The 25685-nt window shown below is 59.2% G+C and carries 24 protein-coding genes; 19 read left to right on the forward strand and 5 right to left on the reverse strand.

The genetic code is table 11. The annotated features are described in order from the left end of the window. From waaC to ACX3YD_RS18415, 10 genes are all read left to right on the forward strand, one after another. Positions 1-1062 (forward strand): lipopolysaccharide heptosyltransferase I, encoded by a 1062-nt coding sequence (waaC, locus tag ACX3YD_RS18370; protein ID WP_103403361.1) that lies wholly within the window; start codon positions 1-3, stop codon positions 1060-1062. Then, on the forward strand, positions 1062-2186 hold the full coding sequence (locus ACX3YD_RS18375) for a glycosyltransferase family 4 protein (RefSeq protein WP_103403360.1): 1125 nt from the start codon (positions 1062-1064) through the stop codon (positions 2184-2186). Before waaC ends, ACX3YD_RS18375 begins: the two co-directional genes overlap by 1 nt. Further along, positions 2183-2989 carry a lipopolysaccharide core heptose(I) kinase RfaP gene (gene rfaP / locus ACX3YD_RS18380; protein WP_047536595.1) on the forward strand — a complete coding sequence of 269 codons (807 nt, stop codon included), beginning with the start codon at positions 2183-2185 and terminating at the stop codon, positions 2987-2989. Before ACX3YD_RS18375 ends, rfaP begins: the two co-directional genes overlap by 4 nt. After that, positions 2989-3723: a lipopolysaccharide kinase InaA family protein gene (locus tag ACX3YD_RS18385; RefSeq protein WP_458960691.1), complete on the forward strand. Its 735-nt coding sequence runs from the start codon at positions 2989-2991 to the stop codon at positions 3721-3723. The genes rfaP and ACX3YD_RS18385 overlap by 1 nt, the downstream gene beginning before the upstream one ends. Then, positions 3720-4472, forward strand: coding sequence for a lipopolysaccharide kinase InaA family protein (locus tag ACX3YD_RS18390; protein WP_458960692.1), 753 nt, complete (start codon positions 3720-3722; stop codon positions 4470-4472). The genes ACX3YD_RS18385 and ACX3YD_RS18390 overlap by 4 nt, the downstream gene beginning before the upstream one ends. Beyond that, on the forward strand, positions 4472-5923 hold the full coding sequence (locus tag ACX3YD_RS18395; protein ID WP_458960693.1) for a lipopolysaccharide kinase InaA family protein: 1452 nt from the start codon (positions 4472-4474) through the stop codon (positions 5921-5923). The genes ACX3YD_RS18390 and ACX3YD_RS18395 overlap by 1 nt, the downstream gene beginning before the upstream one ends. 152 nt (positions 5924-6075) lie before the next feature. Beyond that, a complete protein-coding gene (locus tag ACX3YD_RS18400) occupies positions 6076-6411 on the forward strand; it encodes a YceK/YidQ family lipoprotein (RefSeq protein WP_090469890.1) in 336 nt (111 codons plus the stop codon). 144 nt (positions 6412-6555) lie between these two features. Further along, entirely contained in the window at positions 6556-8310 is a 1755-nt protein-coding gene (locus tag ACX3YD_RS18405; protein ID WP_458960694.1) for a carbamoyltransferase family protein, read from the forward strand. Beyond that, a complete protein-coding gene (locus tag ACX3YD_RS18410) occupies positions 8303-9208 on the forward strand; it encodes a glycosyltransferase family 2 protein (protein WP_458960695.1) in 906 nt (301 codons plus the stop codon). Before ACX3YD_RS18405 ends, ACX3YD_RS18410 begins: the two co-directional genes overlap by 8 nt. Positions 9209-9388: 180 nt before the next feature. Continuing rightward, a complete protein-coding gene (locus ACX3YD_RS18415; protein WP_458960696.1) occupies positions 9389-10828 on the forward strand; it encodes a hypothetical protein in 1440 nt (479 codons plus the stop codon). A gap of 3 nt (positions 10829-10831) precedes the next feature. On the opposite strand, the gene ACX3YD_RS18420 is transcribed toward ACX3YD_RS18415, so the two are convergent. Next, the gene (locus ACX3YD_RS18420; protein ID WP_458960697.1) at positions 10832-11485 is read right to left on the reverse strand and encodes a BUD32 family EKC/KEOPS complex subunit; all 654 of its coding nucleotides are present in this window, start codon (positions 11483-11485) and stop codon (positions 10832-10834) included. Between the two features lie 126 nt (positions 11486-11611). On the opposite strand from ACX3YD_RS18420, the gene msbA reads away from it, so the two are divergent. From msbA to ACX3YD_RS18455, 7 genes are all read left to right on the forward strand, one after another. Next, on the forward strand, positions 11612-13432 hold the full coding sequence (gene msbA / locus ACX3YD_RS18425) for a lipid A export permease/ATP-binding protein MsbA (protein WP_458960698.1): 1821 nt from the start codon (positions 11612-11614) through the stop codon (positions 13430-13432). Continuing rightward, positions 13426-14322 (forward strand): GNAT family N-acetyltransferase, encoded by an 897-nt coding sequence (locus tag ACX3YD_RS18430; protein WP_458960699.1) that lies wholly within the window; start codon positions 13426-13428, stop codon positions 14320-14322. The genes msbA and ACX3YD_RS18430 overlap by 7 nt, the downstream gene beginning before the upstream one ends. 4 nt (positions 14323-14326) lie before the next feature. After that, on the forward strand, positions 14327-15727 hold the full coding sequence (locus ACX3YD_RS18435) for a PIG-L deacetylase family protein (protein ID WP_458960700.1): 1401 nt from the start codon (positions 14327-14329) through the stop codon (positions 15725-15727). Between the two features lie 64 nt (positions 15728-15791). Next, positions 15792-17213: a bifunctional D-glycero-beta-D-manno-heptose-7-phosphate kinase/D-glycero-beta-D-manno-heptose 1-phosphate adenylyltransferase HldE gene (gene hldE, locus ACX3YD_RS18440; RefSeq protein ID WP_458960701.1), complete on the forward strand. Its 1422-nt coding sequence runs from the start codon at positions 15792-15794 to the stop codon at positions 17211-17213. A gap of 128 nt (positions 17214-17341) precedes the next feature. Beyond that, complete coding sequence (locus ACX3YD_RS18445; protein WP_458960702.1) at positions 17342-18316, forward strand: glycosyltransferase; 975 nt, start codon at positions 17342-17344, stop codon at positions 18314-18316. A 3-nt stretch (positions 18317-18319) separates the two neighbouring features. Continuing rightward, positions 18320-19024, forward strand: coding sequence for a hypothetical protein (locus ACX3YD_RS18450; protein WP_458962061.1), 705 nt, complete (start codon positions 18320-18322; stop codon positions 19022-19024). 73 nt (positions 19025-19097) lie between these two features. Continuing rightward, positions 19098-19898, forward strand: coding sequence for a hypothetical protein (locus ACX3YD_RS18455; RefSeq protein ID WP_458960703.1), 801 nt, complete (start codon positions 19098-19100; stop codon positions 19896-19898). Positions 19899-19955: 57 nt separating this feature from the next. Here ACX3YD_RS18455 and ACX3YD_RS18460 read toward each other — a convergent pair whose 3' ends face one another. From ACX3YD_RS18460 to ACX3YD_RS18475, 4 genes are all read right to left on the reverse strand, one after another. Next, positions 19956-20921, reverse strand: coding sequence for a metal ABC transporter ATPase (locus ACX3YD_RS18460; RefSeq protein ID WP_458960704.1), 966 nt, complete (start codon positions 20919-20921; stop codon positions 19956-19958). A gap of 32 nt (positions 20922-20953) precedes the next feature. Continuing rightward, positions 20954-21766: an aldo/keto reductase gene (locus ACX3YD_RS18465; RefSeq protein WP_458960705.1), complete on the reverse strand. Its 813-nt coding sequence runs from the start codon at positions 21764-21766 to the stop codon at positions 20954-20956. Then, positions 21763-22938 carry an NAD(P)/FAD-dependent oxidoreductase gene (locus tag ACX3YD_RS18470; RefSeq protein WP_458960706.1) on the reverse strand — a complete coding sequence of 392 codons (1176 nt, stop codon included), beginning with the start codon at positions 22936-22938 and terminating at the stop codon, positions 21763-21765. Before ACX3YD_RS18470 ends, ACX3YD_RS18465 begins: the two co-directional genes overlap by 4 nt. Positions 22939-23041: 103 nt before the next feature. Then, entirely contained in the window at positions 23042-23374 is a 333-nt protein-coding gene (locus ACX3YD_RS18475; RefSeq protein WP_015093202.1) for a DMT family transporter, read from the reverse strand. A gap of 102 nt (positions 23375-23476) precedes the next feature. On the opposite strand from ACX3YD_RS18475, the gene ACX3YD_RS18480 reads away from it, so the two are divergent. Together ACX3YD_RS18480 and waaA are read left to right on the forward strand one after the other, a co-directional pair. Then, on the forward strand, positions 23477-24397 hold the full coding sequence (locus ACX3YD_RS18480; RefSeq protein WP_103403378.1) for a LysR family transcriptional regulator: 921 nt from the start codon (positions 23477-23479) through the stop codon (positions 24395-24397). Continuing rightward, positions 24390-25670, forward strand: a complete 1281-nt coding sequence (gene waaA, locus ACX3YD_RS18485; RefSeq protein WP_458960707.1) for a lipid IV(A) 3-deoxy-D-manno-octulosonic acid transferase — start codon at positions 24390-24392, stop codon at positions 25668-25670. The genes ACX3YD_RS18480 and waaA overlap by 8 nt, the downstream gene beginning before the upstream one ends. The last annotated feature ends 15 nt before the right edge of the window (positions 25671-25685 follow it).

A 25685-nucleotide genomic window follows, 5' to 3' on the forward strand; every position in this document is an offset into this window, starting at 1 on the left:
TTGCGGGTACTGCTGATCAAGACTTCATCGCTGGGCGACGTGATTCATGCGTTACCGGCATTGACCGATGCTGCGCGGGCAATTCCCGGCATCAAGTTCGACTGGGTGGTGGAAGAGGGTTTTGCCGAGATCCCCACCTGGCACCCGGCGGTGGGCAAGGTGATCCCGGTGGCGATCCGTCGCTGGCGCAAGAACATCTGGCAGACCATCAAGAGCGGGGAGTGGAAGCGCTTCAAGCAAAGCGTTCGTGCGACTAAATACGATCTGGTCATCGATGCCCAGGGCCTGCTGAAAAGCGCCTGGCTGACCCGTTACGTCAAGGCGCCGGTGGCTGGCCTCGATAAAAGCTCGGCACGCGAGCCGATCGCTGCGCGTTTCTATGATCGGCGCCTGGCGGTTGCCCGTGGTCAGCACGCGGTGGAGCGGGTCCGTCAGTTATTCGCCATCGCTCTCGGCTATGACCTGCCCAAGGGCTTGGGCGATTACGGTCTGAGCGTCGAGCGCCTGGTGGAATTGCCACGCAAGAATCCTTACGTGCTGTTTCTGCACGGCACCACCTGGGACACCAAACACTGGCCCGAAGCCTACTGGCGCGAGCTGGCCGAGCGTGTCGGGTATCTGGGCGTCGGGGTGAAGTTGCCTTGGGGCAATGCCGTCGAGAAGGCCCGCGCCGAGCGCATCGCCAAAGACATGAAGCACGTCGAAGTGCTGCCCAGGCTGAATCTGGCCGGTGTTGGCAAAGTGTTGGCCGGCGCGCAAGGCTGCGTGGCAGTGGACACCGGCCTGGGTCATCTGGCCGCTGCACTGGATGTGCCGACGCTGTCGCTGTTCGGCCCGACCAATCCGGGCCTGACCGGGGCCTATGGCAAGTCGCAGATTCACCTGGCCAGCGACTTCCCTTGCGCGCCGTGCCTGCAAAAGAAATGCACCTATCAACCGACGGCCGAAGATGCCCGTCGGTTCGACCTGAAACGCGAGTGGCCGCTGTGCTTCACGCGTCTGAATCCTGAGCGTGTCGCGAGCCGACTGAGCACGTTGTTACTGGCTGAGGAGCTGCGCTGATGCAATTGGCATTTGTCCTGTACAAATATTTCCCCTTTGGCGGCTTGCAGCGTGACTTCATGCGCATTGCCCTGGAGTGCCAAAAGCGCGGTCACCAGATTCGCGTCTACACGTTGATCTGGGAGGGGGAAGTGCCGCCGGGCTTTGAAGTGCTGGTCGCGCCGGTCAAGGCGTTCTTCAACCACCGGCGCAACGAAAAACTCAGCGAGTGGATGGAAGCGGACCTGGCCAAGCGTCCGGTCGACCGCTTGATCGGCTTCAACAAAATGCCGGGCCTGGACGTCTATTACGCCGCCGACGGTTGCTTCGAAGACAAAGCGCAAAATCTGCGCAACGCGCTGTACCGTCGCTGGGGTCGCTATCGCCACTTCGCCGAGTACGAGCGCGCGGTGTTCGCCAAGGATGCCAAGACCGAAGTGCTGATGATTTCCGAAGTGCAGCAGCCGTTGTTCATCAAACATTACGACACGCCGCTCAAGCGCTTCCATCTGCTGCCTCCCGGCATCGCCCAGGACCGTCGCCGCCCGGCGAATGCGGACGAAATCCGCGCCGGCTTCCGCGCCGAATTCAGCTTGAAGGATGATGAGCTGCTGTTGGTCCAGATCGGCTCCGGATTCAAGACCAAAGGCGTGGATCGCAGCCTCAAGGCCCTGGCCGCATTGCCTGCCGATCTGAAGAAACGTACCCGGCTGTTTGTAATTGGCCAGGACGACCCCAAGTTATTCCAGATGCAGAGCGCCACGTTGGGGCTCGGCGATAACGTGACGTTCCTCAAGGGTCGCAGCGATATTCCGCGTTTCCTGCTGGGGGCCGATGTGTTGATCCACCCGGCCTACAACGAAAACACCGGCACTGTGCTGCTTGAAGCGCTGGTGGCCGGGCTGCCGGTGCTGGTGAGTGCGGTGTGCGGTTACGCCCATTACATTGCCGAGGCCGATGCCGGCCTGGTGCTGGACGAACCGTTCGAGCAGGCGCAATTGACGCAGTATCTGACGGGCATGTTGAACGACGCTCAAGCACGGGCGGCCTGGAGCCGCAACGGTGTGGCCTTCGCCGAGACGGCCGACCTCTATAGCATGCCGCAGCACGCGGCCGATGTGATTCTGGCGGAGCACGCTGAATGAAGTTGATGCTGGCTGAACCGTTCAAGAGCCTTTGGGCTGGACGCGACCCGTTCGCGGAAGTCGAGGGGCTTCAGGGCGAGGTGTACCGCGAGCTCGAAGCTCGCCGTACCCTGCGCACTGAAGTGGACGGCAACGGGTTTTTCGTGAAGATTCATCGTGGCATCGGCTGGGGTGAGATCTTCAAGAACCTGCTCACCGCCAAGTTGCCGGTACTCGGTGCGGGCCAGGAGTGGAAAGCCATCCAGCGCCTGCAGGAAGTCGGCGTGCCGACCATGACCGCCGTGGCTTACGGCGAAAAGGGCAGCAACCCGGCGGATCAGCACTCGTTCATCGTCACCGAAGAGCTGGCGCCGACCGTCAGCCTCGAAGATTTCAGCATCGATTGGGTCAGACAACCGCCGGAGCCAAAACTCAAGCGTGCGCTGATCGCCGAAGTGGCGCGCATGACCGGCATGATGCACCGCGCCGGGGTCAACCATCGCGATTGCTACATCTGCCACTTCCTGCTGCACACCGACAAACCGGTCACCGCAGACGACTTCAAGCTCTCGGTGATCGACCTGCACCGCGCCCAGACCCGCCCGGCGATCACCCGGCGCTGGCGCAACAAGGATCTGGCGGCGCTGTACTTTTCGGCGCTGGATATCGGATTGACCCGGCGCGACAAGTTGCGTTTCCTCAAGGGTTACTTCCAGCAGCCACTGCGCCAGATCCTCGCCGAAGAAGCGTCGCTGCTGGCCTGGCTCGAAGGCAAGGCCAACAAACTCTACGACCGCAAACAGCGCTACGGGGATGCGCTCTGATGTCGGGCTGGACACTTGAACCGGCATACAGCGATCTGGCAGACGACTTCGGCAGTCTGGAGGCAGTGTTTGCGCTTGAGGGTGAACGCCTGACACGTGATCCGCTGTCCGAGGTCATCCGCGTACAGCGCAATGGCGTCAACTATTACGTCAAGCGCTATGTCGGGGCAGGCAAAGGCCTGCGCCGCTACCTCGGCAAGCCGAGGGTGAAAATGGAATGGCAGAACCTCAAGCGCTTCGCCAAATGGGGCATTCCCACCGCCGAGGTCATAGCGTGGGGCCTGGAGCGGCGCGGCGCGGCTTACGATCGAGGGGCGATGATCACCCGCGAGCTGCCGCATACCGAAGACTTGTCGGCGCTGGCCCATCGGCACGACCTGAAACTGGCCGACCGTGCGTGGGTCGACACGGTCAGCCGCCAGTTGGCCGGCTACACCCGGACCATGCACGATCACCGCTTTACCCATAACGATTTGAAATGGCGCAACCTGCTGATCGACGATCAGGCCAGGCTGTTCCTGATCGATTGCCCCAACGGTGATTTTTGGCGCGGTTTCTGGCTCAAGTACCGCATTACCAAGGATCTGGCGTGTCTCGACAAGGTCGCCAAGTATCACTTGTCGGCTACCCAGCGCCTGCGCTTTTACTTGCAATACCGCCAACGGACCCGGCTCAATGCGGCCGACAAAAAACGGATCCGGCACGTGGTGAGATTTTTCGAGGGGCGTGAATGACTGATTTCCTGGCGGCTGAAGACCGTGAGCTGCTTGAGCGCCACGGTCTCGGCACTTTCGACGCCCTCTGGACCCGGCAGCTGGATGCCGTGGACGAGCCCAACTCTGTTCCTGGCGGCTGGAGCAGCGTGTTTCGACTTAACCTGGAAGGTCATGGTTTTTACCTCAAGCGCCAGAGCAACTACCTGATGCGCACTTTGCATGCGCCTTTTGGCGAGCCCAGTTTCGCCCGCGAATTCCGCAACATCAGCCGCTACGAAAAGCTCGGTATTCCAGCGTTGGAAGCGGCGTTCTTCGGTCAGCGCAGAGCCAATGGCGAAGTCCGGGCCATTCTGCTGACACGTGCCCTGGATGGCTGGGATGACCTGGATTCGCTGTTGCAGCGCTGGTCGGACCTGAGCGAGGCGCAGCACTTGGCCATCTTGCGGGCCTGCGGGCAATTGGCGCGGCTTGTGCACAGCCGGCGCCAGGTGCACGGCTGTTTTTATCCCAAGCACATATTTCTGCGGGCCACCGGTGACGGCTATCAAGCCCAGTTGATCGACCTGGAAAAGACCCGGCCGTTGCTGTTTGGTCAGCGTGACCGGGTCAAGGATCTGGAGCCGTTGCTGCGTCGGGCGTCTGTGTGGAGTGCAGCGCAGGTACGCGAGCTGTTGGCCGCGTACCTGGATCAAGCGCAGGACAGTTCGCTGGTCGATAGCTGGGCAGCGCGACTGACCGCGCGCCGCGACCACAAGGAGCAACGCTGATGCGTTTGTCCGAGCTGAAAAACGCTGGCCGCAACCCGAGCCTGCCGCTTAGCCTCTCGTTGGCCGATGCCGCCGGGCCGGCCGATTTGCAGTTGCTGAGCCTGTTACGGGTTTTACCGGGGCAGCGTTATGTGGGCGCCGGTATCTGGCGCGGACGCCCGGTATTGGCCAAGCTGTTGGTGGGCAGCAAGGCGGCGCGGCATTTTCAGCGAGAGCTGGCTGGCGTTCGTCTACTCGCCGAACAAGGACTGACCACGCCACTGCTGTTGGCCGATGGCCTCAAGGATGGCGAGGGCGGTTGGCTGCTGTTCGATTTTCTTGAGGGCGCCGAAAGCCTCGATGATGCCTGGAAACGGGTTGAACACCTGCCAATGCTGGCCGATGAGCAATCAGCCGTCCTCGCAGAAGCGCTGGGCGCGATCGGGCAAATGCACCGCAAGGGCCTTTGGCAGGAAGACTTGCACCTGGACAACCTCTTGCGCCAGGGCAATCGCCTCTATTTGATCGATGGCGCCGGGATTCGCAGCGAAACGCCTGGCCAGCCATTGTCGCGCCAGAAAGTCCTGGAAAACCTCGGGGTGTTTTTTGCCCAGTTGCCCAAGTCGATGGAGCCGTACATCGAGGAGTTGCTGGTCTATTACCTGTTGAGCAACGGCGAGCATGCCTTGCCCATGGAGGCCTTGCAGAAACAGATCGACAAGGTCCGCAGCTGGCGCCTCAAAGATTTCCTGATCAAGGTCGGTCGCGATTGCACGCTGTTCAGTGTCCGGCGGGGCGCATTCGGTTTGCAGGCCATTCGTCGCGAAGAAGAGGCGGCGATGCTGCCGGTTCTGGCGCAGGCCGATGCCTTGCTCGATCAGGGCCATCTGTACAAGACCGGCGGCGCGGCGAGTGTCGGCAAGGTCGAGGCGGGCGGTCGTACACTGGTCATCAAGCGCTATAACATCAAGGGTTTCGCCCATTGGCTCAAACGCTTCTGGCGCCCGAGTCGTGCCTGGCATTCCTGGCGCGAAGGCAATCGCCTGGCGTTCCTTGGCATCGCTACGCCCAAACCCCTGGCGTTGCTGGAGAAGCGTTTTTTCTGGCTGCGCAGCCGTGCCTATCTGGTCACCGAATATCTGCCGGGGCCGGATATCATCGAGCGTTTTGCGCCTTACGTTGAAAATGGCGACGCTCCAGAGGCCGAGCTGTTGGCGCTGGATCACCTGTTCGCCGAATTGATTCGAGCGCGCATCAGTCATGGCGATTTCAAGGGGCACAACCTGTTCTGGCAACAGGATCGCTGGGCGCTGATCGACCTGGATTCGATGTGTCAGCACGGCTCGCTCGGCAGCTTCGCGCCTGCGTATGCGCGGGATCGGGCGAGGTTCATGCGTAACTGGCCGCAAAGCAGCGCCCTCTATCGAGTCGTCGATGAGCGTTTGCCCAAAGACATCGTCAGTGCTGACTGAATCGCCTTCGTAAGCCAGTCGAGGAAGCCCGAACAGCCAGCAATAAACCGGGACAAGTCCCTGGGAATTGTCCTACGCGATCTTGAGAAGCCATGAACTGTGGCCTGAATGACCACGGTGCTAGTTTGCCTGACGTTCTCGGAGGGCAGATTTTGACAATGAAAATGGCGGTTGCATTGGGTGCCATCGCACTGACGCTGGTGGGTTGCGGAACCGTCACAACGGTGCTGCAGGAGGATGCAGACGCGGCTCGGGGGCTTCGAAGGCAAAAAACCTATTGCCAGTCCATTCCTCGGGTCTACAGCGGGTTGGCCTACGATTTTTGTGTATTGAATGCGCCGCCCGATCCTACGGGTATCCTCGTTCCATTCGTTCTGCTGGACCTTGCCCTGTCGGGAGTACTGGACACCGTTGTGTTGCCGTACACGATTTACCAGCAGGGCATGGAGGGCAATGTCCGCATTTACTGGCGGCCTGCACGCGGATAATCAGTGATGCGGTCACTGCTGTGAGTGCTTGCCGCTGCTTTTAAGCTATAATCCCGCCCTTTAGCTGTCTCTCGCCGCTTGCGAGGGCGCATTATTTTTTGAGGCGCGTTGCGCCTGCATGCAGACTTAAGAGGCTAGACCCCTGTGGCATTGACGATTCTTGGCCTGTCCGGCGCCCTTAGCCATGATCCTTCCGCAGCCCTGTATATCGACGGCAAGCTAGTCGCGGCTGCCGAAGAAGAGCGCTTTGTGCGCGATAAACATGCAAAGAACCGCATGCCTTACGAATCGGCGAAGTTCTGCCTGGAACAAGCCGGCATCAAGCCTTCCGACGTTGACGTGGTGGCGATTCCGTTCGCGCCCATCAGCCTGTTCGGCAAGGCGCGCTGGCATTACGCCAAGCGTTACTGGTACGCCCCGGACCGCGCCCTCGACGCGATCCTGATGGGCAACCGTCGCTACAAGCGCTATCGCAACAAGATCGTCTGGTGCCTTGAGCAGCTGGGCTTCGATCCGAAGAAAATCAAGATCGAGCCGGTCGAGCACCACTTGGCCCACGCTTCCAGCGCTTACCATTGCTCTGGCTTCAAAGAGAAAACCGCGATTCTGGGGATCGATGGCAAGGGCGAATACGCCACGACCTTCTTCGGTTACGGTGAAAACGGCAAGATCCACAAGATCAAGGAATTCTTCGATCCTGACTCCCTCGGCGGCCTGTACGGCGCGATCACCGAGTTCCTCGGTTTCGAGATGCTGGACGGTGAGTTCAAGGTCATGGGCATGGCGCCGTATGGCGATGCCAGCAAGTATGATTTCTCGCGCTTGGCCTCGTTCGAAAACGGCGAACTGGTGATCAACACCGACTACGCCAACGTCATCGGCCTGCGCCGCTATAAAGAGAAGGGCAAGGGTTTCTACTTCTCGCCGAAGCTGATCGAGTGGCTGGGTCCGAAGCGCGAAGGCGATATCGCCGACGAGCCTTACATCCACTACGCCGCGAGCATGCAAGCGCTGTTCGAAAAAATCTCGCTGCAGATGATCGACTACTACCTGGGTGACGTGCTCAAGCAGACCGGCAAGCTGGCCTTCGCTGGCGGCTGCGCGCTGAACGTCAAGCTGAACCAGAAAATCATCGCTCGCGACGATATCAAGGAGCTGTTCGTGCAGCCTGCGTCCGGCGACGCCGGCACCGCGGTCGGCGCCGCAGCCTATGTGTCCCACGCCCGTGGCGTGCCGGTCGAGAAGATGGAGCACGTCTACCTCGGCCCGTCGTACAGCAACGAAGATGTGATCGCCGCGTGCGCCCGTCACGAGAACAAGCCGAAATGGCGCAAGCTCGACAACATGCCGGAGCAGATCGCCAAAATCATGGTCGATGGCAACCCGGTGGCGTGGTTCCAGGGGCGCATGGAGTTCGGTCCGCGTGCGTTGGGCGGTCGTTCGATCATCGGTTGCCCGAGCGTGCCGGGTGTGGCGGATCGCATCAACCACCAGATCAAGTTCCGCGAGCGCTGGAGGCCTTTCTGCCCGTCGATGCTCGACACCGTGGCGCCGCAAATGATCAAGATCGATCACCCTGCACCGTTCATGACCTTCACTTTCGAAGTGGCTGAAGAGTGGAAAACCCGCGTGCCGGAAGTCGTCCATGAAGACGGCACTTCCCGTGCCCAGGTGCTCAAGCGCGAATACAACCCGCGCTATTACGACATGATGAAGTCGCTGGAAGTGTTGACCGGTAACGGCGTGTCGCTGAACACCTCGCTCAACCGTCGCGGCGAACCGATGATCTGCTCGCCGACGGATGCCTTGAACATGTTCTTCGGTTCCGATCTACAGTACCTGATCATGGAAGACATTCTGGTGGTCAAAGAGGGCGCTGAAGGGTACGGCCTTGACTGAAACACTGATCAGTATCGTGATTCCTGCTTACAACTACGCCCGTACCCTGCCACGCGCAGTGGAGTCGGTACTGGCGCAGCTGCATGAGGCTGCCGCGGATTTGTTGGTTATCGATGATGGTTCGACCGATGAAACGCCACAGGTCTTGGAGAGGCTTCTTCGCGACCACCCGGGGCGCTTTCGTGCCTTGCGCAAAGCCAATGGTGGCGCGTCTTCTGTTCGCAACCGCGGGATCAAGGAGACCAGCGGGCGCTATCTGATTTTTCTCGATGCAGACGATGAGATGGCTCCGGGGGCGCTGGCTGCATTGACTCAACACATCGCCAGCAATCCGCAAAGCCGGATGGTCATTGGTGGGCACTGGTCGGTGTTCGCTGATGGCAAACGCAGCCTGCATGTTGTGAGGCCTTTACCGGATACGGCTCGGCAGCGGGTGCAAGGCTATCTGCTGTACAAGAGCATATCGGTTTCCAATGGCGCCTGTGCGATGCATCGGGATGTTTTCGTCGCGGGAAATTATCCCGAACACTTGCGAAACGTTGAAGACATTCCAGTGTTCGCCCAAGTGTTCGCTCGCTACCCCTGCAGTGTGCTGAATCAGCCTTTGGCGCTCATTCACAAGCATGACGACAGCATGCGCAACGATCTGACCCAAAGCCTTGCCGCGGGTACGGAAATGATCAACGACGTTTTTTCCAGTCAGCGTATGCCTGAAGACTTGCATGACTTGCGCCAAGCGTTTCTGGCGCAGCGTTATCTGTCATTGTTTCGCGATTGCTACTCCCGGCGCGAATATAAGCTGGCCAGGAAATTCTACTTTCAGGCTCTGCGCTCCGACTGGCGAACGTTCGCTCGCTGGTCCTACACCCGCAAGGCTTTACGTCTGCTGTTTCGCTGAATGGGCGGCGGTGATGATACAGTGTGCACCGTTTTTTTATTTGTCTCATTTGGTCTCATTGCCAATGATTGGACGAAGTGATGGGGTTGATCGCCTGACATCATTACTTCTGCGGGCGTTGGATTGGCGGCGTACTTTGCTCGTGTTGTGAGGGGTTGGGTAATGGGCAGGGATGGTAGAGTGGGGGCTTATGTCGCCCGGATTGTTGATAAATACCCGGTTCGACTGGCGTTCTGGAGCAGTTTGCTGTTGTCCCTGATTGCGGTGATGGGCACTGCGACGGTGGGGCGTGATGCCGCGTTATACATCGATATTGCCCAGCAAGTTTCGGAGCACGGGCCGAGTGTCGCCTGGAAGAATTTCGACTGGCCGTGGTTTTCTTTTTTGCTGGCCGGTACCCACCTCGTCCTGCGCTTGCCATTGGAGTTGAGCGCCTATCTTTGGTGCGGTCTGTTTCTCGCCGGCACCTGCGCATTGATGGTCGATTGTGTTCGTCGGCGCTCCCCGGATACCACTCGTTGGGCCTGCCTGGTGGTCCTGGCGATGCCTGCGGTCAATAGCTTTCGAAATGACATCATCCGCGAATACGGTTTCTGGTTTTTCTGCACGCTGGCGCTCTGGCTCACGCTTCGATGGCAGGACCGTGGCGGTTGGCTGCGTGCGGCGCTCATTCACCTGGCCATTGTGGCGGGGCTTTTCTTTCGTCTTGAGGCGGTGCTGTTGTTCCTTGCGCTGGGTCTGTGGCAGCTGCCGAATCTATGGTCGCCCACGCATCGCTCGCGGTTCATGCAGTTCGCTCTTTTGCCTGTGATCGGGTTGTTCGCTGCCTTGGTGTCAGGTGCGTTTTTGGCTCCGCGCCTGTTGCTCTATCTGGATATGATCACCCCTCGTAACGTGTTCGCGTCATTCCAGATGTTGTCTGAGCAGTTTGGCAACTCACTGGTCAACAAGTACTCGCGGGACGAAGCGGGGCGAATAATTTTCTTTGGCATTCTGGCGTCCCTGTCGATCAGCTTTGTGAAGCTGATGGGGCCTTTTGCTGTTCCTTTCGTGCTGCGACGCAATTGGGGTGCTTTGAGCGTCTATTGGCGTGACTATCGTCCGTTTGCCTGGGCGGCCTTGCTGTACGCGGTGGTGTTGGTTCTGTTCTTTATCAAGGAGCAGTTCATGAACACGCGCTATGTGAGCTTCTTGAATTTGCTGTTTGTGCCCGTGTTGGCGATGGGGTTGTCGGCTTTTGCCCGTCAGTTTCCTCGCGGGTGCAAAGCGCTGGTGGTGCTGGGGCTTTTGGTGATGCTGTCCAACGTCCTTTCCTTCGGCGCCGGTAAAACCCATTACATCGAGGCGGGACACTGGATGGCTGCCCATGTTGAGCCTGGTGAGTCAGCCTACTTTGAGGATGGACGCATCAGCTATTACGCTGGGCGTGGTTACGTTCTCCCGCTGCTGACGCGTGAGGAGGCCATGTCTGCGCAGCATGCCGGGGAGTACCGGTACTTTCTCATTGATGCGAAGGAAGGCGAGCCATGGCTGAGTGCATGGCTGGCGGAGCACAATCTGCGGATCTTGGCCCATTTCGCCAATCGAAAGGGCGCCACGGTGTTGGTTATAGGCCGGTAAGGCTTAACCGATCAACAGGCGCAGGCGCTTGATGAGTGGAGCCTGCTGCTGGCTTGGCAGGGCTTGGCGGTAGCCTTCAAGAAAGGTGGTGCCAGCGTCTTGGCCCAGCAACCACTGCCGGTCTTCCTTGTAGCGCAGCAGGTGAACAAAGTTGCGCAGGCGTTTGCTGTTGCTCATGGCGCGTTTCTGACAGTGCAAGTCAGCAATATCGATCAGGCCCAGCGTTTTCTCCGGGGTCAGAACCACATTGCCAAAGTGCAGCGATCGAAAGTACACGCCCTTTTCATGCAGTTGGGCGATGAAGCCTCCGAGCTGGAACCTCAATGCATCAGCCTCTTCGGTGCTATTGTGCAGTTGACGAACTGTCGTGCCTTCCAGGGGGCTGTAATGCACGCAGTCTCGTTGAATGCTGGGGATGCGGTACACCGCAACAACTGTCGGGCAGAGAATGCCGCGTTGCTTCAAGGCCCGAGTGTTGTCTGCGAAGCGTTGAGCATAAGGAAAGAGCAGGGCCGAACTGAGCAATCGCTTGCGACGGAACAGTTTGAGCATCTTTCCGTCAGTCAGCCTGAGTACCTTGTCGCCGGAACCATCAGCTTCCAGTACGTGTGCACCTTTGCGCAGTGCCTCGTAGGTGCTGTGATCAATCGCTTGCATGCCTGACTCCCAATCATTAGGCGGTTATCTTAACCGACTTGGTCGGGAGGTGGCTTCCTGTCATGTTTATTGGGGCCGTTGGGGCGTGTGATATCATCGGCACCTTACTGATTTGTGCGGATTACCATGAGCAATCCTGAACCGAAAGCCCAGTCCACGCTGGCGATCTATTTCCGTCTTTTGACTTACGTTCGGCCTTATGTCGGCATGTTCATGCTGAGTATCGTGGGTTTTTTGATCTTCGCATCGACCCAGCCGATGCTCGCCTATATCCTCAAGTATTTCGTTGACGGCCTGGCCAATCCCGAGATCAGCCTGTTTCCGGGCAATCCTTATCTGGGTAAGTTGCAGTTGCTGGAAAGTGTGCCGCTGATGATTATCGCGATCGCGATCTGGCAGGGGATTGGTTCATATCTGGGAAACTTCTTTCTCGCGCGGGTTTCCCTTGGGCTTGTGCATGATCTACGGGTGGTTCTGTTCAACAAGTTGCTGGACCTGCCCAATGGTTACTTTGACAAGAACAACTCCGGCCACCTGATTTCCCGCATCACCTTTAACGTGACGATGGTGACCGGTGCTGCGACCGATGCGATCAAGGTGGTTATTCGCGAAGGCATGACCGTGATTTTTCTGTTCTGCACCCTGTTGTGGATGAACTGGAAGCTCACGCTTGTCATGGTGGCCATCTTGCCGGTGATCGGCATGATGGTGAACAGCACCAGCCGCAAATTCCGCAAGCAAAGCAAAAAGATCCAGTTGTCGATGGGCAATGTCACCCACGTTGCATCCGAGACTATCCATGGTTATCGCGTGGTGCGCAGCTTCGGTGGCGAAATCTATGAAAAGAAGCGCTTTTTAGAGGCCAGCCAGAGCAATACCGATAAGCAACTGACGATGACCAAGACAGGCGCGGTTTACACGCCGGTGCTCCAGCTGGTGACCTATAGCGCCATGGCCGTGGTCATGTTCCTGGTGTTGTACCTGCGTGGCGATTCGTCTCCTGGCGAGCTGGTGGCCTACATCACCATGGCGGGTTTGCTGCCCAAGCCAATTCGCCAGCTTTCGGAAGTCAGCTCGACCATCCAGAAAGGTGTGGCCGGTGCCGAGAGCATTTTCGAGCAACTGGATGAGCCTGCAGAGGTTGATCAGGGCACCGTTGAGCGTGATCGTCTCGAGGGGCGTCTGGAAGTGCGCAATCTCAGCTTCAGTTACCCCAACAGCGACAAACAGGTTCTGGATGACATCAGTTTCACTGTCGAGCCTGGTCAGATGGTCGCTTTGGTCGGGCGTTCAGGCAGTGGCAAATCCACCCTGGCCGGTCTGATTCCACGCTTTTATCAGCACGAACAGGGCCAGATTTTGCTCGATAATGTGAAGATTGAGGATTTCACGTTACGCAGCCTGCGTCGGCAAATTGCCTTGGTGACCCAGCAAGTCACCTTGTTCAACGACACTGTTGCCAACAATATCGCCTATGGCGATCTGGCAGGTGTGCCGCTTGAAGAGGTCAAGAAGGCGGCGACCGAGGCCTATGCCGACGAGTTCATCGCCAAGATGCCGCATGGCTACGAAACGATAGTCGGTGAAAATGGTGTCTTGCTGTCCGGCGGCCAACGTCAACGCATCGCCATTGCTCGAGCGCTGCTCAAGGACGCACCGTTGTTGATCCTGGACGAGGCGACTTCGGCCCTGGACACCGAGTCCGAGCGACATATCCAGGCAGCCCTGGATCACGTGGTCAAGAACCGCACGACGCTGGTGATTGCTCACCGCTTGAGCACCATCGAAAGGTCCGATCTGATTCTGGTCATGGATAACGGTCGAATCGTCGAGCGCGGTACACATGCGCAGCTTCTGGAACTCAATGGCTATTATTCCCGCTTGCATGCCAAAGAGTTCCAGGAAGGAGATGAGCCACAACCGACACATGCGACCGACATATGCTGACGATGTTTCGCGGCTGGCGTGAGCGTGGCTGGACCGAAATCGACCGTGAAACCTATGAGCAGGCGTGGCAGCGTTTTGGCGGTAGTTTTGCTACCCACCCGGTGGTGGTTGAACGTTTGTCCGGGTTCGTTGGCGTCGAGTTGCATTATCTGGGCTGGCTCGTCGACGGAGCAGTCGTGGCAGCTGTTGCCTGTTGGGGGCGTCATGTTGCCTTGTCCAAGGAAGTGCTCAAGCGAGAGGGCAAGCGCGGGCTGCTCGACATGGGTAACGCGGAGATCATTCTGCCGATTGCCCCGGACGTTATGGTGCCGGTGCGTCAGCGAATGGCTTATGTCTCGCAGCTCAATGCCGAACAGATCAGCACATTGCGTGCGCAACCTGAGGGGCTCGCCCTGGCGCGAGCGCCGGAGGACTACTCGAAGAAGTTTCGCTACAACCAGCGTCGAGAACAACGCCTCCTGGAAGAGGCCGGTGGCGCATTGATCCCGATGGCGGAGCTGACGCCTCAGGAGCAGGCGGCAGCGTACAGCGACTTGTTTGAGCGTCGCTGGGGATTTTCCGTTCCCGGCAAGGCAGGTTTGATAGAGGTCTTCACTTTGCTACGTGAGTTCATGACCGGCTCGGTGGTGATGCTGGACTCGGCACCTGTTGCCATCCAGATTCTTTATCGCGTCGAAGCGCCGCAGTGGGTTTCGCTGGAGTACATCAACGGCGGTGTGGACCCCCAGAGTCGTGAGTTCAGCCCCGGCAGTGTGCTGAGCTTCGTCAATACGCAGCAGGCCTGGGCGCATGCACAGGCACTGGGCAAGACTTTACGTTATTCATTCGGTCGTGCAGACCGCGAGTACAAGGATCGCTGGTGTCATACTGTGCCGGTCTATCAGGTCTGAATTCATGAGCACCCGTAAGCAACGGCTTCTCAAGGCACATCGACGCAACAAGCGTCTGTTTCTCGTCGTTTTTCTGCTGTCGCTGGCGGTCATCGGTTTCTCGCTGAAATGGTGGTTAGTGCCGCTCCTGCTTGCCCTGTCTTGGGTGGCGCACGAGGCATGGTTTGCCGATCATCTGTTTTATCGGGCCAGTGACGACTATCAATACGAGTTCCCGCCAGGTACGCCGTGTCAGAAGGTGAGCGTGGAGAACGGCGTTGTGAGTTTGGGCGAGCCGTTGGCCGAGGGTGAGACGCTCATTCTCGAACTTGAGTTGAAGAGCTCCTGGCTGGGGCGCTGGCTTGATCCGTACATCGAGGTCGGTGATGACCGCCAGGACTTCGAGCGTGGCGTCAAAGGGCGGCGTTTCCTCAACGTTTCAGGGCAAGGCGATGCGCTTGGGGAGAACTCGCTGACGATCAGGGGGCGTTATTGCTCCATGGCTGCCAAGGGCAAGCTGTGGGTCATGGTCAATCCCGATTATGCTCGCCAGCGCGTGATGGTCATGGCGCCGCACGCCGACGACGCTGAGCTGGCGGCATTCGGTCTTTACAGTCGCGCCGAAGAGGTCAGCATCGTCACGCTGACCCAAGGTGAGATCGAAGCCGATACCTATCAGCGCCTGGGCCTGAGCCCGGCTCAAGCCGCTCGATTGAAAGGGCGTCTGCGTAGTTGGGACAGTCAGGCCATTCCCCTTTGGGGCGGGGTGCCCGTCAATCATTGTGTGCAGCTGGGCTATTACTGCCTGCAATTGCCCTTGATGGCCCAGGACCCGGCCAAGGCTTTTGGTTCGCGCGAGTCCGGCGAAAGTGACGTGCGAAGTATGCGTCGGCACAACTCGTTGCGTTTGCCCGCCGATGTCGACGGTGCGCCGACCTGGCAAAACCTGGTTGCCGACCTGAAATCATTGCTGGAGCACTTTCGCCCGGAGGTGATCGTGACGCCCCATCCTGAACTGGACCCTCATGGTGATCATGTTGCCTCCACTCGCGCTGTTCTTGAGGCAATCGCTGCCAGCGCCTGGAAGCCGAAGACTTTGCTGATGTACGCCAACCACCTGCATGACAATGATCGCTGGCCAATGGGGCCTGCCGGGGCTGGCATCGCTTTGCCTCCCGCCGTAGAGCCGCTGCCCGCCGACAGGCTGTGGAGTCCGCTGCTGTCCCGGGATGTGCAATTGGACAAAGCGATGGCCCTGGCGATGGAGCATGACCTGCAAGGGGCGCCGGTATTCAAACGGCAATTGCGACGCTGGATTCAGCAGGTTTTGGCGTGCCGGCGCTGGCCAGTCACGGGCAGTAACGAGTTTTTCCGCAAGGCCGTCCGGCGCCATGAATTGTTCTGGGTACGCGACGTTTCAGAATGAAGCGGACGGCGCTTGCCCCTGTGTTAATATCGCGCCCCTGTTCATTTTGTATGTGGGTTGCTCCATGAAGTTGTCCATGCCGCGATTCGATCAAGCCCCTGTCTTGGTGGTCGGCGATGTCATGCTCGACCGTTACTGGCATGGTGGCACCTCACGGATTTCCCCTGAGGCACCCGTACCGGTCGTCAAGGTCGAGAACATTGAGGACCGCCCGGGCGGTGCCGCCAACGTTGCGTTGAACATTGCCGCGCTCGGCGCTCCGGCCTCGCTGGTTGGCGTGACGGGCGACGATGAAGCCGCCGACAGCCTGGTCAATAGCCTCAAGGGCGCAGGTGTGCGGGCGCTGTTCCAGCGTATCGCGCACCAGCCGACCATCGTCAAGCTGCGGGTCATGAGCCGTCATCAGCAGTTGCTGCGTATCGATTTCGAAGAGCCGTTCGCCACCGACGCCATGGCGCTGGCGGTGCAAGTCGACGAATTGCTCGAAGGCATCAAGGTGCTGGTGCTGTCCGACTACGGCAAAGGCGCGCTGAAGAATCATCAGGTGCTGATCCAGGCGGCCCGTGCCCGTGGCATTCCGGTGCTGGCTGATCCCAAGGGCAAGGATTTCTCGATTTACCGGGGTGCGAGCCTGATCACGCCGAACCTCAGCGAGTTCGAAACCATCGTCGGTGGCTGCGCCGATGAGCACGAGCTGGTGAGCAAGGGCGCGAAGCTGATGCACGATCTCGAGCTCGGCGCCTTGCTGGTGACCCGTGGCGAGCATGGCATGACCCTGCTGCGTCCGGATCATCCGGCGCTGCACCTGCCGGCCCGTGCCCGTGAAGTGTTTGACGTGACCGGTGCTGGCGACACAGTGATTTCCACCCTGGCGGCGGCCATTGCTGCCGGTGAGGAGTTACCCCATGCGGTAGCCCTGGCCAACCTGGCCGCGGGCATCGTGGTCGGCAAGCTGGGTACGGCGGCCATTAGCGCACCGGAACTGCGCCGCGCCATTCAGCGTGAAGAAGGTTCCGAGCGTGGTGTGCTTGGTCTCGAGCAGTTGTTGCTCGCCGTTGACGACGCCCGTGCGCACAACGAGAAAATCGTGTTCACCAACGGCTGCTTCGACATCCTGCATGCTGGTCATGTGACGTATCTGGAACAGGCGCGGGCCCAGGGTGATCGCCTGATCGTCGCGGTCAACGACGACGCATCGGTGAGTCGCCTGAAGGGACCGGGTCGTCCGATCAACAGTGTTGACCGACGCATGGCGGTACTGGCGGGGCTGGGGGCTGTTGACTGGGTGATCAGTTTCCCGGAAGGCACGCCGGAAAACCTGCTGCGCGAAGTCAAACCTGATGTGCTGGTCAAGGGTGGGGACTACGGGATTGACCAAGTGGTAGGCGCGGACATCGTGGCGGCTTACGGCGGCACCGTGAAAGTGCTGGGGCTGGTGGAAAACAGCTCCACTACCGCGATTGTCGAGAAGATTCGCAGCCGTTGATTCGTGATTTTTTCAGATTATGTACTGCGCGTCAGCGGGTTCTGCCACAAGGATTTAACGGTTCGGCAGGTGTTTTTTGGTTTGAACCTGATGCGCTTGCCTGCAATTGACGCGTGGTAAATAGCTATATGAAAGTCATGCTCCTGGTAATGGACGAACAGCGAGTCATTCTGGATCGGTTGTACGAAATCGTTCAACGACACTGCGATGAATGCATCGTCTATCGTCTGAGTAAACAACAGCAGATGAACCTGGGGCCGTTCCTTGCTTCTGTCGAGTATCAAAACTTCGACCGGGTGGTGATTTTCTCCAGGGTCAAGCGCCTCACCCGACAACTCAGGGTGTTGAAGTGTATTCGAGGTTTGGTCTTTCTTGAGCACGACGCTTATCAGAACTACATGCCCGCCAGCAAGTACCGCCATGTGTACTCACGTCTGTACAGTCGTTTGCCGAGCTGCCGTGCGCTGGTATCGGGAGCGGTCCTTGCGCGTCAAATGCAGGCAGAGAATATTGACGCAGTGTTCGTTTCAAAAGGCTATGACGAACAGATGCTGCGCAATACCGGCATTGAAAGAGACATCCCCATCGGCTTTCTGGGAAGCCTGAAAAGTACTGAGTACTCTCAGCGCAAGGCGCTCCTAGAGTCGCTTTCAAAGCGTACTGGCATGCTCGTGACCCGAACCAAGTCAGGTGCCGAGTATCTGGAAACGCTCAATCGCATCAAGATTTTTGTCAGCGCCGACATCGGCATGAATGAATTCATGATCAAGAATTTTGAAGCGATGGCCTGTGGTTGCGTGCTGCTGGCCTGGAGTCAGGGGGAAGAGGACGAGTTGCTCGGCTTTGAGGATATGCACAACACGGTGTTTTATCGCAGCGAAGATGAGGCTGTGGAGAAGATCAAGTTGCTGCAGAGCGACCCATTACTCGCGCAACGCATTGCTCGCAACGGACAAGAGTTTGCGCAAAGCCGCTACTCATTTGCCCGTGTGGGTCAAACCCTGGCTACCGAAATCCAGCGTGAAATGCGCGAATGGACACCGCCTTCTGCATTCACTCGCCTGTGGGTAAATCTACGCTACAGGATGAAGGTTCAGGGATAAATGATGCAGCTTCAAACGCCTGAAGCCGGTAAGGAAATGATGCTGGACGCACTGCCCGGTGGTCATCAAATTGTTGCCGATGGCATGCCGCAGCCGCTCAAGGATTGCCTGGGCCGAGCGGCCCGCGTAGTGCTGATCGCCAACAATCCGGCCATTACTGCGACGGACTTTCAGGCGCTGAACATCGGTGCCGATGACATCTTGGTCAGCTTCAATAACTGCATTCCGGCACCGCTGCTATCTGCGCAAAGCGTCAATGTGTTCGTTCATGGGTTCAATGCACCAGACGCCTACTTTTTCGGCCTTCCTTATGGGCCTCGGGTGCAGCGGCTTTTCGAACAGTCGGGTGAGCGTTGTTTCACGATGCTGGTGGGGTGTACTGCGCAGATCTGTCCCTTGCCGCGAGTGGCCCTCTACTGGGAGCGGATTCCATTGCCGGCGCTGTGGAACTACCCGGTGGACCGACCGGGAGGAAAACGTTATGTCGGCCCTTCCACCGGCTTCAATGCCCTGGTGTTGTTCGATTGGTTACGCGGTCATGCTGGTTATACCTATCAGCTCATGACATTAGGTTTTTCCAATGAAGCAGGAAAACTCTGGGGCGGTCATGCGTGGGCTTATGAGCGGGATTGGCTGGAAAAGTCGAACGTCACCGTCGTTCCATTACAGCGTCGCCCCTGGTGGCAAGTACTGCTTCGTCGCAAATGAAAGTTGCGTCGTATATGGTTGCAGGCAGGGGGGTGAAAAGCGGGCTCACATTAATTTTCAAAGGTGTTGGTGAGTGTTGAACATTGCAGTCGCATTTTTCGGTATTCCAAGAAACTCGCAAATCTGTTTTCCCTCCATTGAAGAAAATGTCCTTGCGCAGCTTCCTCCGGACAGCAACGTAAAGTGCTTTTACCACCTCTACAAAATTGACGAAGTGCAAAACTCGCGCTCAGGTGAGCGGGGTGAACTGAAGGCTGATAATTATCAGGTCTTCGAATCGATGACGGGCCTGCTGGCTTCAACGGACGGCGTACTGGATCGTTGGGATTTTGATCGAGTCAAAGCGCTTGGCGACACCTGGGCTGATGACTTTGCGTCACTGCGCAACCTGATCTATCAATTGAATTCGCTGCACGCTGTCACCACGATGATGGAGTCGTTCAATCCTGACTTCGTGGTATTTGTGCGGCCGGACATTTTCTATCACACCCCACTTCCCGCTTATGTGTTCAAGCACCCGGAAGCCAGGCGGCGTAATATTTACATTCCGGATTGGCAGTGGTGGGGCGGATTGAATGATCGTTTCGCCATTTGTGGGCGTGATACTTACGTTGCCTATGGCAAGAGGATTGAGCGTATCTTCGATTTCTGTACGGCGACCGGGCGCAAGCTGCATTCAGAACGCCTGCTCAAATTCGTACTGCAGCAGGCAGGAGCCAAGGTTTGTACGGTGGATACCACGGCTTCGCGCGTGCGGATCAATGGTGCGTTTGCTGAAGAATCTTTCTCTCCCAAGCGCAACATGGGCAAGCGTGAAAATCGTTATTTCCATTTTTTTGCACGGCTACGCACCTTCAGGGATAAGCAGCGCTAGAACTGGATTCAGTCCATCAGCGGGGCGTTTGATCACATTTCTGTAGTTGTTTTTCCCTTACTTATTCAGGCTACCCTTTACCAGCCGGATCAGTCCCAAAGCCTTGGCACTCATCTGCTTGAGCCCTTGTCGCTGCTTTTGGGGTAGGCCAAGTCCTTGCTGCGTGAGCCAGTCCTTCCAGCGGATGCGTTCTTCGCGAACAATCCAGCCTTCCTGGGTCGCAAAACTCTCTGCCAGGTAGAGCCCGCGAGTGCTGGCCGGCATCAGCGAGCCGCTTTTAAGTGTAAACAGCTCGGGAACCGGTACTCCATCTTCAAGCGGCATCAGGTACAAATCGGGACGCTTGCGATCGAGTCGGGCGACCAGTTGATCGCCTTCCAGCCGTTCATCAACATGAAACAAACTCAAGGATTTGGCTTCCTTGGGCACGTCCAGGCGCAAGTCGTAGATCAATTGCAGCGACGCCGTCGGCAGATGCACGTAGGCGCGCGGTCGTTCGATCAACTGCAGGTTGGCGCAACGCACCGGCCGAGCCGAGCCGGACAGCGGCGTCAGGCGAAACGGCAAGGCCTCGCGGTAGTGCAGGGCCGACGAGTAGGGCGCCGGCAGCCAGGTGTCGTTGAAGCGTCCGCCGAGCCAGCCTTCCGGCGTTTCCAGCAGGCATTCCTCGGCAATCTCCTGGATGGCGGTGTGCAACGGCAGGTTCAGCTCGTGGGCCGGGACATAACCGGAGATCAGCTTGAGCACCACGTCGCCGCGGTCCTGGCGACGTTGACGCACCAGCACCCAGTAATCGCGATTCTGCCAGTGCAGCGTCAGGCGTACCGAAACGCCGAGATTGGCCAGTTCAAGTGAAAAGCGCTCCGTGTCGGCGACCGTCACCGGACGGCGACGCTGCAGGATCTGGGAGAAATTCAGCGGCCTCCCGACACTCTGATAGCTCAGGCCTTCGGGAGTCGCTTCGACGTATAACGGCAGGGTCTTGAAGTTGCTCGGGTTCTTTCTTATGAGCGTACGCGGCATGTCGGCTCCTGCTTAAGGCCGCGTGGGCGGCGTCAGTTGCTACGTAGGACCTGGGCAACGGTCGCGACGTTGTGGGCGAGGTGCAGCGGATTGATGGTCCCGACAATAGCACTGGCAACACCCGGATGTTCAAACAACAATTCGAAACTGGCGCGCACCGGGTCCACGCCCGGGCTCAGGCATACATGACCGCTGGCGAGGGCTTTTTTGACCAGAATGGCTTTGCCGTGAGCAGCAGCATAGTCAATGACAGCCTTTTCGGTTTGCTCGTTCAGATTGTAGGTGACCATCGCGCAATCACCTTGCTCCAGGGCCTTCAAACCGCCGTCGACGGTTTTGCCGGAAAAGCCGAACCCGCGAATCTTGCCCTCGGCCTTGAGTTCGGCGAGGGTCGCATAGACTTCGCAGTCGTTGAGGATCGCCAGGTCATTGCCATCGGAATGCACCAGCACCAGGTCGATAAAATCCGTTTCAAGGCGCTGCAGGCTGCGTTCGACCGAGAATCGGGTGTGCGCTGCGCTGAAGTCATGCCGCGACAGGCCGTCGGCGAATTCTTCACCAACCTTGCTGACAATCACCCAATCCTGACGCTGACCGCGCAGTAAAGGGCCGAGGCGCTCCTCGCTGCGACCGTAGGCCGGAGCGGTGTCGATCAGGTTGATGCCCAGGTCGCGAGTCAGCTTGAGCAGCATGCGCGCTTCGTCGTCGTCAGGGATCTGAAAGCCATTGGGGTATTTCACCCCTTGATCGCGGCCGAGTTTCACCGTACCCAGGCCCAGCGGCGACACCAGCAGGCCGGTGCTGCCCAGGGGGCGATGCAAGTCATGCAGGGTGGGTTGGCTCATGGCAGCAATTGCTCCCACGCCGGGACGCCCATCGGCGGCTTTGGCAATTCGGGGAGTGGCGCCACTGGGCCCGGTTGAATGCCATCGCGGGCAAGGCTCGCAATCACCCGGTCGGCGAAGTCCGGCGCCAACGCCAGTTTGGTAGGCCAGCCCACCAGCAGCCGGCCCTCCTCGGCGAGAAACGCGTTATCAGGGCGGGTCAGGCCCGATTGCAGCGGTTCGGCGCGATCCACACGCAAGGTGGCCCATTGCGCGGTGCTCAGGTCGATCCATGGCAGCAACTGGGCGAGTTCTTTCTGCGCAGTGGCGATTTGCTCCGCAGGCTCACGGTTGACGCCTTCGGTTTCGGCGATATCGCCGCCCAGATACCAGACCCACTGGCCATCGGCGGCCGGGTGCGTGGTGACGGTAAGGCGCGGTTTGGTGCCGCCGCCCAGGCAGTGGGCATACAGCGGTTTGAGGCTCGGGCCCTTGGCGATGATCATGTGCAACGGCCGCCGCTGCATGGCCGGCTGGCTCAGGCCCAGCGCTTCGAGCAGCGCAGCCGTTCCGCCGCCGGCGCTCAAGACGATGCGTTGGGCGCGGATCTCGCGCTCGTCCACCTTTAGGCCGACCAGCACGCCACCTTCAAGCAGTGGCTCGACCTTTTGGCCGGCGAGTAGGCCGTCACCTGCCAGATCGGCCAGGCGCTGGATCAGGCTCGGCACATCGATCACCAATTCCGCCAGGCGATAGACTTTGCCCTTGAAACGTTTGTCCTGAAGGGCGGGCGGCAGTTGATCGCCCTTGACCTGATCGACACGACCGCGCACGGCTTTGCTGGCGAAAAAACTGGTGAGGTTGCCGGCGATGGTGCCGGGGGACCACAGGTAGTGCGCTTCGGACAGCAGGCGCACGCCGGACAGGTCCAGCTCACCGTCGCCGGCCAGGGCCTCACGCCAGCGGCGCGGCATGTCGGCGATGGCCTCCGAAGCACCGGTCAGGGCGCCATGCAATGCGTATTTGGCGCCGCCGTGGATGATGCCCTGGGACTTCAGGCTTTGCCCGCCACCGAGACTGGCGCTTTCCACCAGCACGGTCGAAAACCCCTGGCGGCGCAGGCGCGCATTCAGCCAGAGGCCGGCGACACCAGCGCCGACAATCAGAACGTCGGTGGAAATAACGGATGGCATGCAGCGACCTCAGTGTTTGAGTGAAGCGGCAAGTTTCAAGCTTCAAGCTATAAGCTGCAAGCAAGACCTCTTGTTGCTTATAACTTGAAGCTTATGGCGGCAGTTAATGCCCGGCAGTTTTCGAGAACAACTGAATCACCACAACGCCCAACACGATCAACGCCATCCCCAGCATCGCCGGCACATCCAGCTTCTGCCCGTAGATAAACAGCGCTGCCACGCTGACCATCACGATCCCCATGCCGGCCCAGACCGCGTAAGCCACGCCCACCGGCACGCTGCGCACCACCAGCGTCAGCATCCAGAAGGCAATCCCGTAACCGACGATCACCAGCACCAGTGGCAGTGGGGTGCTGAAGCCTTTGACCGCTTTCATCGAAACAGTGGCAATCACTTCGGCGCAGATGGCAATGGCCAGGTAGTAGTAAGCGGTCATGGGTCAATCCTCGTATGAAGTGTTGCTTTCTGAGGTGGCATTCTAGGGATTCGTCAGATGCGGTAAAGTCATTACCTATCTGTTATTGAGATGGGTTTGGGCATGAGTATGCAATGGAACCTGGAGCAGCTGCGCTTGTTCGTCAGCGTGGCGGAGCAACGTTCGTTTTCCGCCGTGGCACGGAACCAGCGCAAGGCGCAGTCGGCGGTCAGCAGTTCGATCGCGCTGCTGGAGGAAGACCTGGGCGTCAGCCTGTTCGATCGCAGCAGTGGCCGACAGCCGAAACTCACCGAAGCCGGCAACGCCTTGCTGGAAGAGGCGCGGGAAGTGCTGCGTCAATGTGAGCGCCTCAATGGCCGGGCGCTGGCGATGATGCGTGGGCAGGAGGCGCGTCTGCGTCTGGCTCAGGATGAGGCCATGCCTTACCAGCCGGTCATCGAAAGTTTCGAAGCGCTGGCTGAGCGCTTTCCCAGCCTGGAGGTGCAATTGACCAGTGCGGCCCAGGGCGAGGTGGCGCGCAAACTGGTGGAGCGTCGTGCCGATCTGGGTTTGTTGTTCTTTCACGACCAGATCCCCGAAGCGCTGGAGCGCCGAGTGCTTGGCAGCGTGGAAATGGTCACCGTGTGCGGCGTCGACCATCCGCTGGCGAAGCAGGTCCAGGTTGATCGCCAGGCGCTGGCCCGGCATCGCCAGCTGCTGATGTCGACCCAGTCCAGCCTCTATCCCGGCAGCGAGCCGGCCAGCCCGCAAGTCTGGCGGGCCGACAGCTTTTACGTGATGGCGGAATGGCTGGTGCGCGGCCTCGGCTGGGCCTGGCTGCCGCGCCACGTGGTGCAGTACCCGACCTATCAGGGGCAAATGGTCGAGTTGAGCAGCGAGTGGACCCCGCCGGCGTTGGTGGTGGAACTGGTCTGGCGCCGCGATGAGCCCCTCGGTCCGGCGGCTCGCTGGCTGGCGGAACGTTTTGCCGTGCACTTGCAGGCGATCGGCGAAAAAACCGATAAACTCCGCCGCCATGAATAGAACTCTTTATACCGCGCTGTTTTACCTTGGGCTGCCGTTGGTAGCGATTCGGCTGTGGCTGCGGGCGCGCAAGGCGCCGGCCTATGCCAAACGCATTGGTGAGCGGTTCTCCTATGGGATGCCGGTGATGCAACCGGGTGGCCTCTGGGTGCACGCGGTATCGGTGGGCGAGAGCATTGCCGCCGCGCCGATGATTCGCGCGCTGTTGCAACGTTATCCCCACCTGCCGATCACCGTCACTTGCATGACCCCGACCGGCTCGGAGCGCATCCAGGCGATGTTTGCCAATGAGCCGCGCATCCAGCACTGCTATTTGCCGTACGACTTGCCGTGCGCCGCCCGGCGCTTCCTTGATCGGGTCCAGCCAAGTCTGGCGGTGATCATGGAGACAGAACTGTGGCCAAACCATATCCATGAATGCGCCAAACGCGGGATTCCCGTGGCGTTGGCCAATGCGCGCCTGTCCGAGCGCTCGGCGAAAGGCTATGGCCGCTTTGCCAAGCTGACCGGGCCGATGCTCGCCGAAATGAGCCTGTTCGCGGTGCAGACCGAAGCCGAGGCCCAGCGCTTCCGCGATTTGGGGGCCCGGGCGCCAACCGTTGAGGTGACCGGCTCAATCAAGTTCGACCTGACCATCGACCCGCAGCTGTTGCAGCGAGCCGCCGAACTGCGTGGCCAATGGCAGGCGCAGGAACGCCCGGTGTGGATCGCGGCCAGTACCCACGAGGGCGAAGACGAGGTGGTGTTGGCGGCCCATCGTCAGTTGCTGGCGAGCCATCCCGATGCCTTGCTGATTCTGGTGCCGCGCCATCCCGAGCGTTTCAATGCGGTGTTCGAGTTGAGCCGACAACAGGGCTTTGCCACGGTCCGTCGTTCCACGGGCGAGCCGGTCACTGCCTCGACGTCAGTGTTGCTGGGCGACACCATGGGCGAATTGCTGTTTCTCTATGCCTTGGCCGACAGTGCCTTCGTCGGTGGCAGCCTGGTGCCCAATGGCGGGCACAACCTGCTGGAACCGGCGGCGCTGGCCAAGCCAGTGTTGAGCGGTCCACATCTGTTCAACTTCCTCGAAATCGCCGCGCAGTTGCGCAGCGCCGGGGCGTTGCAGGAAGTAGAGGATGCCGAAGGCTTGGCACTGGCGGTGCAGCGTCTGTTCGAATTGCCCAGGGATGCGCAGCGGATGGCGGAGGCGGGCTTGAAGGTGATGCGCACCAATCAGGGCGCATTGCAGCGGTTGCTGGATGGGTTGGGGCGGTTGATCGAGCGGGCTTGAATCCCTTCCTGACCC

It is taken from the genome of Pseudomonas fluorescens group sp. PF-1 (assembly GCF_054481335.1).

What these genes read in the sequence shown, in the direction of transcription:
- ACX3YD_RS18395 (WP_458960693.1), top strand. Translation starts at nt 4,472, where the DNA reads ATGCGTTTGTCCGAGCTGAAAAACGCTGGCCGCAACCCGAGCCTGCCG.
- ACX3YD_RS18460 (WP_458960704.1), bottom strand. Translation starts at nt 20,921, where the DNA reads ATGCCGCGTACGCTCATAAGAAAGAACCCGAGCAACTTCAAGACCCTG.
- ACX3YD_RS18430 (WP_458960699.1), top strand. Translation starts at nt 13,426, where the DNA reads ATGCTGACGATGTTTCGCGGCTGGCGTGAGCGTGGCTGGACCGAAATC.
- ACX3YD_RS18390 (WP_458960692.1), top strand. Translation starts at nt 3,720, where the DNA reads ATGACTGATTTCCTGGCGGCTGAAGACCGTGAGCTGCTTGAGCGCCAC.
- ACX3YD_RS18465 (WP_458960705.1), bottom strand. Translation starts at nt 21,766, where the DNA reads ATGAGCCAACCCACCCTGCATGACTTGCATCGCCCCCTGGGCAGCACC.
- ACX3YD_RS18375 (WP_103403360.1), top strand. Translation starts at nt 1,062, where the DNA reads ATGCAATTGGCATTTGTCCTGTACAAATATTTCCCCTTTGGCGGCTTG.
- ACX3YD_RS18450 (WP_458962061.1), top strand. Translation starts at nt 18,320, where the DNA reads ATGCAGCTTCAAACGCCTGAAGCCGGTAAGGAAATGATGCTGGACGCA.
- ACX3YD_RS18420 (WP_458960697.1), bottom strand. Translation starts at nt 11,485, where the DNA reads ATGCAAGCGATTGATCACAGCACCTACGAGGCACTGCGCAAAGGTGCA.
- ACX3YD_RS18435 (WP_458960700.1), top strand. Translation starts at nt 14,327, where the DNA reads ATGAGCACCCGTAAGCAACGGCTTCTCAAGGCACATCGACGCAACAAG.
- ACX3YD_RS18480 (WP_103403378.1), top strand. Translation starts at nt 23,477, where the DNA reads ATGAGTATGCAATGGAACCTGGAGCAGCTGCGCTTGTTCGTCAGCGTG.
- rfaP (WP_047536595.1), top strand. Translation starts at nt 2,183, where the DNA reads ATGAAGTTGATGCTGGCTGAACCGTTCAAGAGCCTTTGGGCTGGACGC.
- ACX3YD_RS18385 (WP_458960691.1), top strand. Translation starts at nt 2,989, where the DNA reads ATGTCGGGCTGGACACTTGAACCGGCATACAGCGATCTGGCAGACGAC.
- ACX3YD_RS18475 (WP_015093202.1), bottom strand. Translation starts at nt 23,374, where the DNA reads ATGACCGCTTACTACTACCTGGCCATTGCCATCTGCGCCGAAGTGATT.
- ACX3YD_RS18445 (WP_458960702.1), top strand. Translation starts at nt 17,342, where the DNA reads ATGAAAGTCATGCTCCTGGTAATGGACGAACAGCGAGTCATTCTGGAT.
- waaA (WP_458960707.1), top strand. Translation starts at nt 24,390, where the DNA reads ATGAATAGAACTCTTTATACCGCGCTGTTTTACCTTGGGCTGCCGTTG.
- hldE (WP_458960701.1), top strand. Translation starts at nt 15,792, where the DNA reads ATGAAGTTGTCCATGCCGCGATTCGATCAAGCCCCTGTCTTGGTGGTC.
- ACX3YD_RS18470 (WP_458960706.1), bottom strand. Translation starts at nt 22,938, where the DNA reads ATGCCATCCGTTATTTCCACCGACGTTCTGATTGTCGGCGCTGGTGTC.
- msbA (WP_458960698.1), top strand. Translation starts at nt 11,612, where the DNA reads ATGAGCAATCCTGAACCGAAAGCCCAGTCCACGCTGGCGATCTATTTC.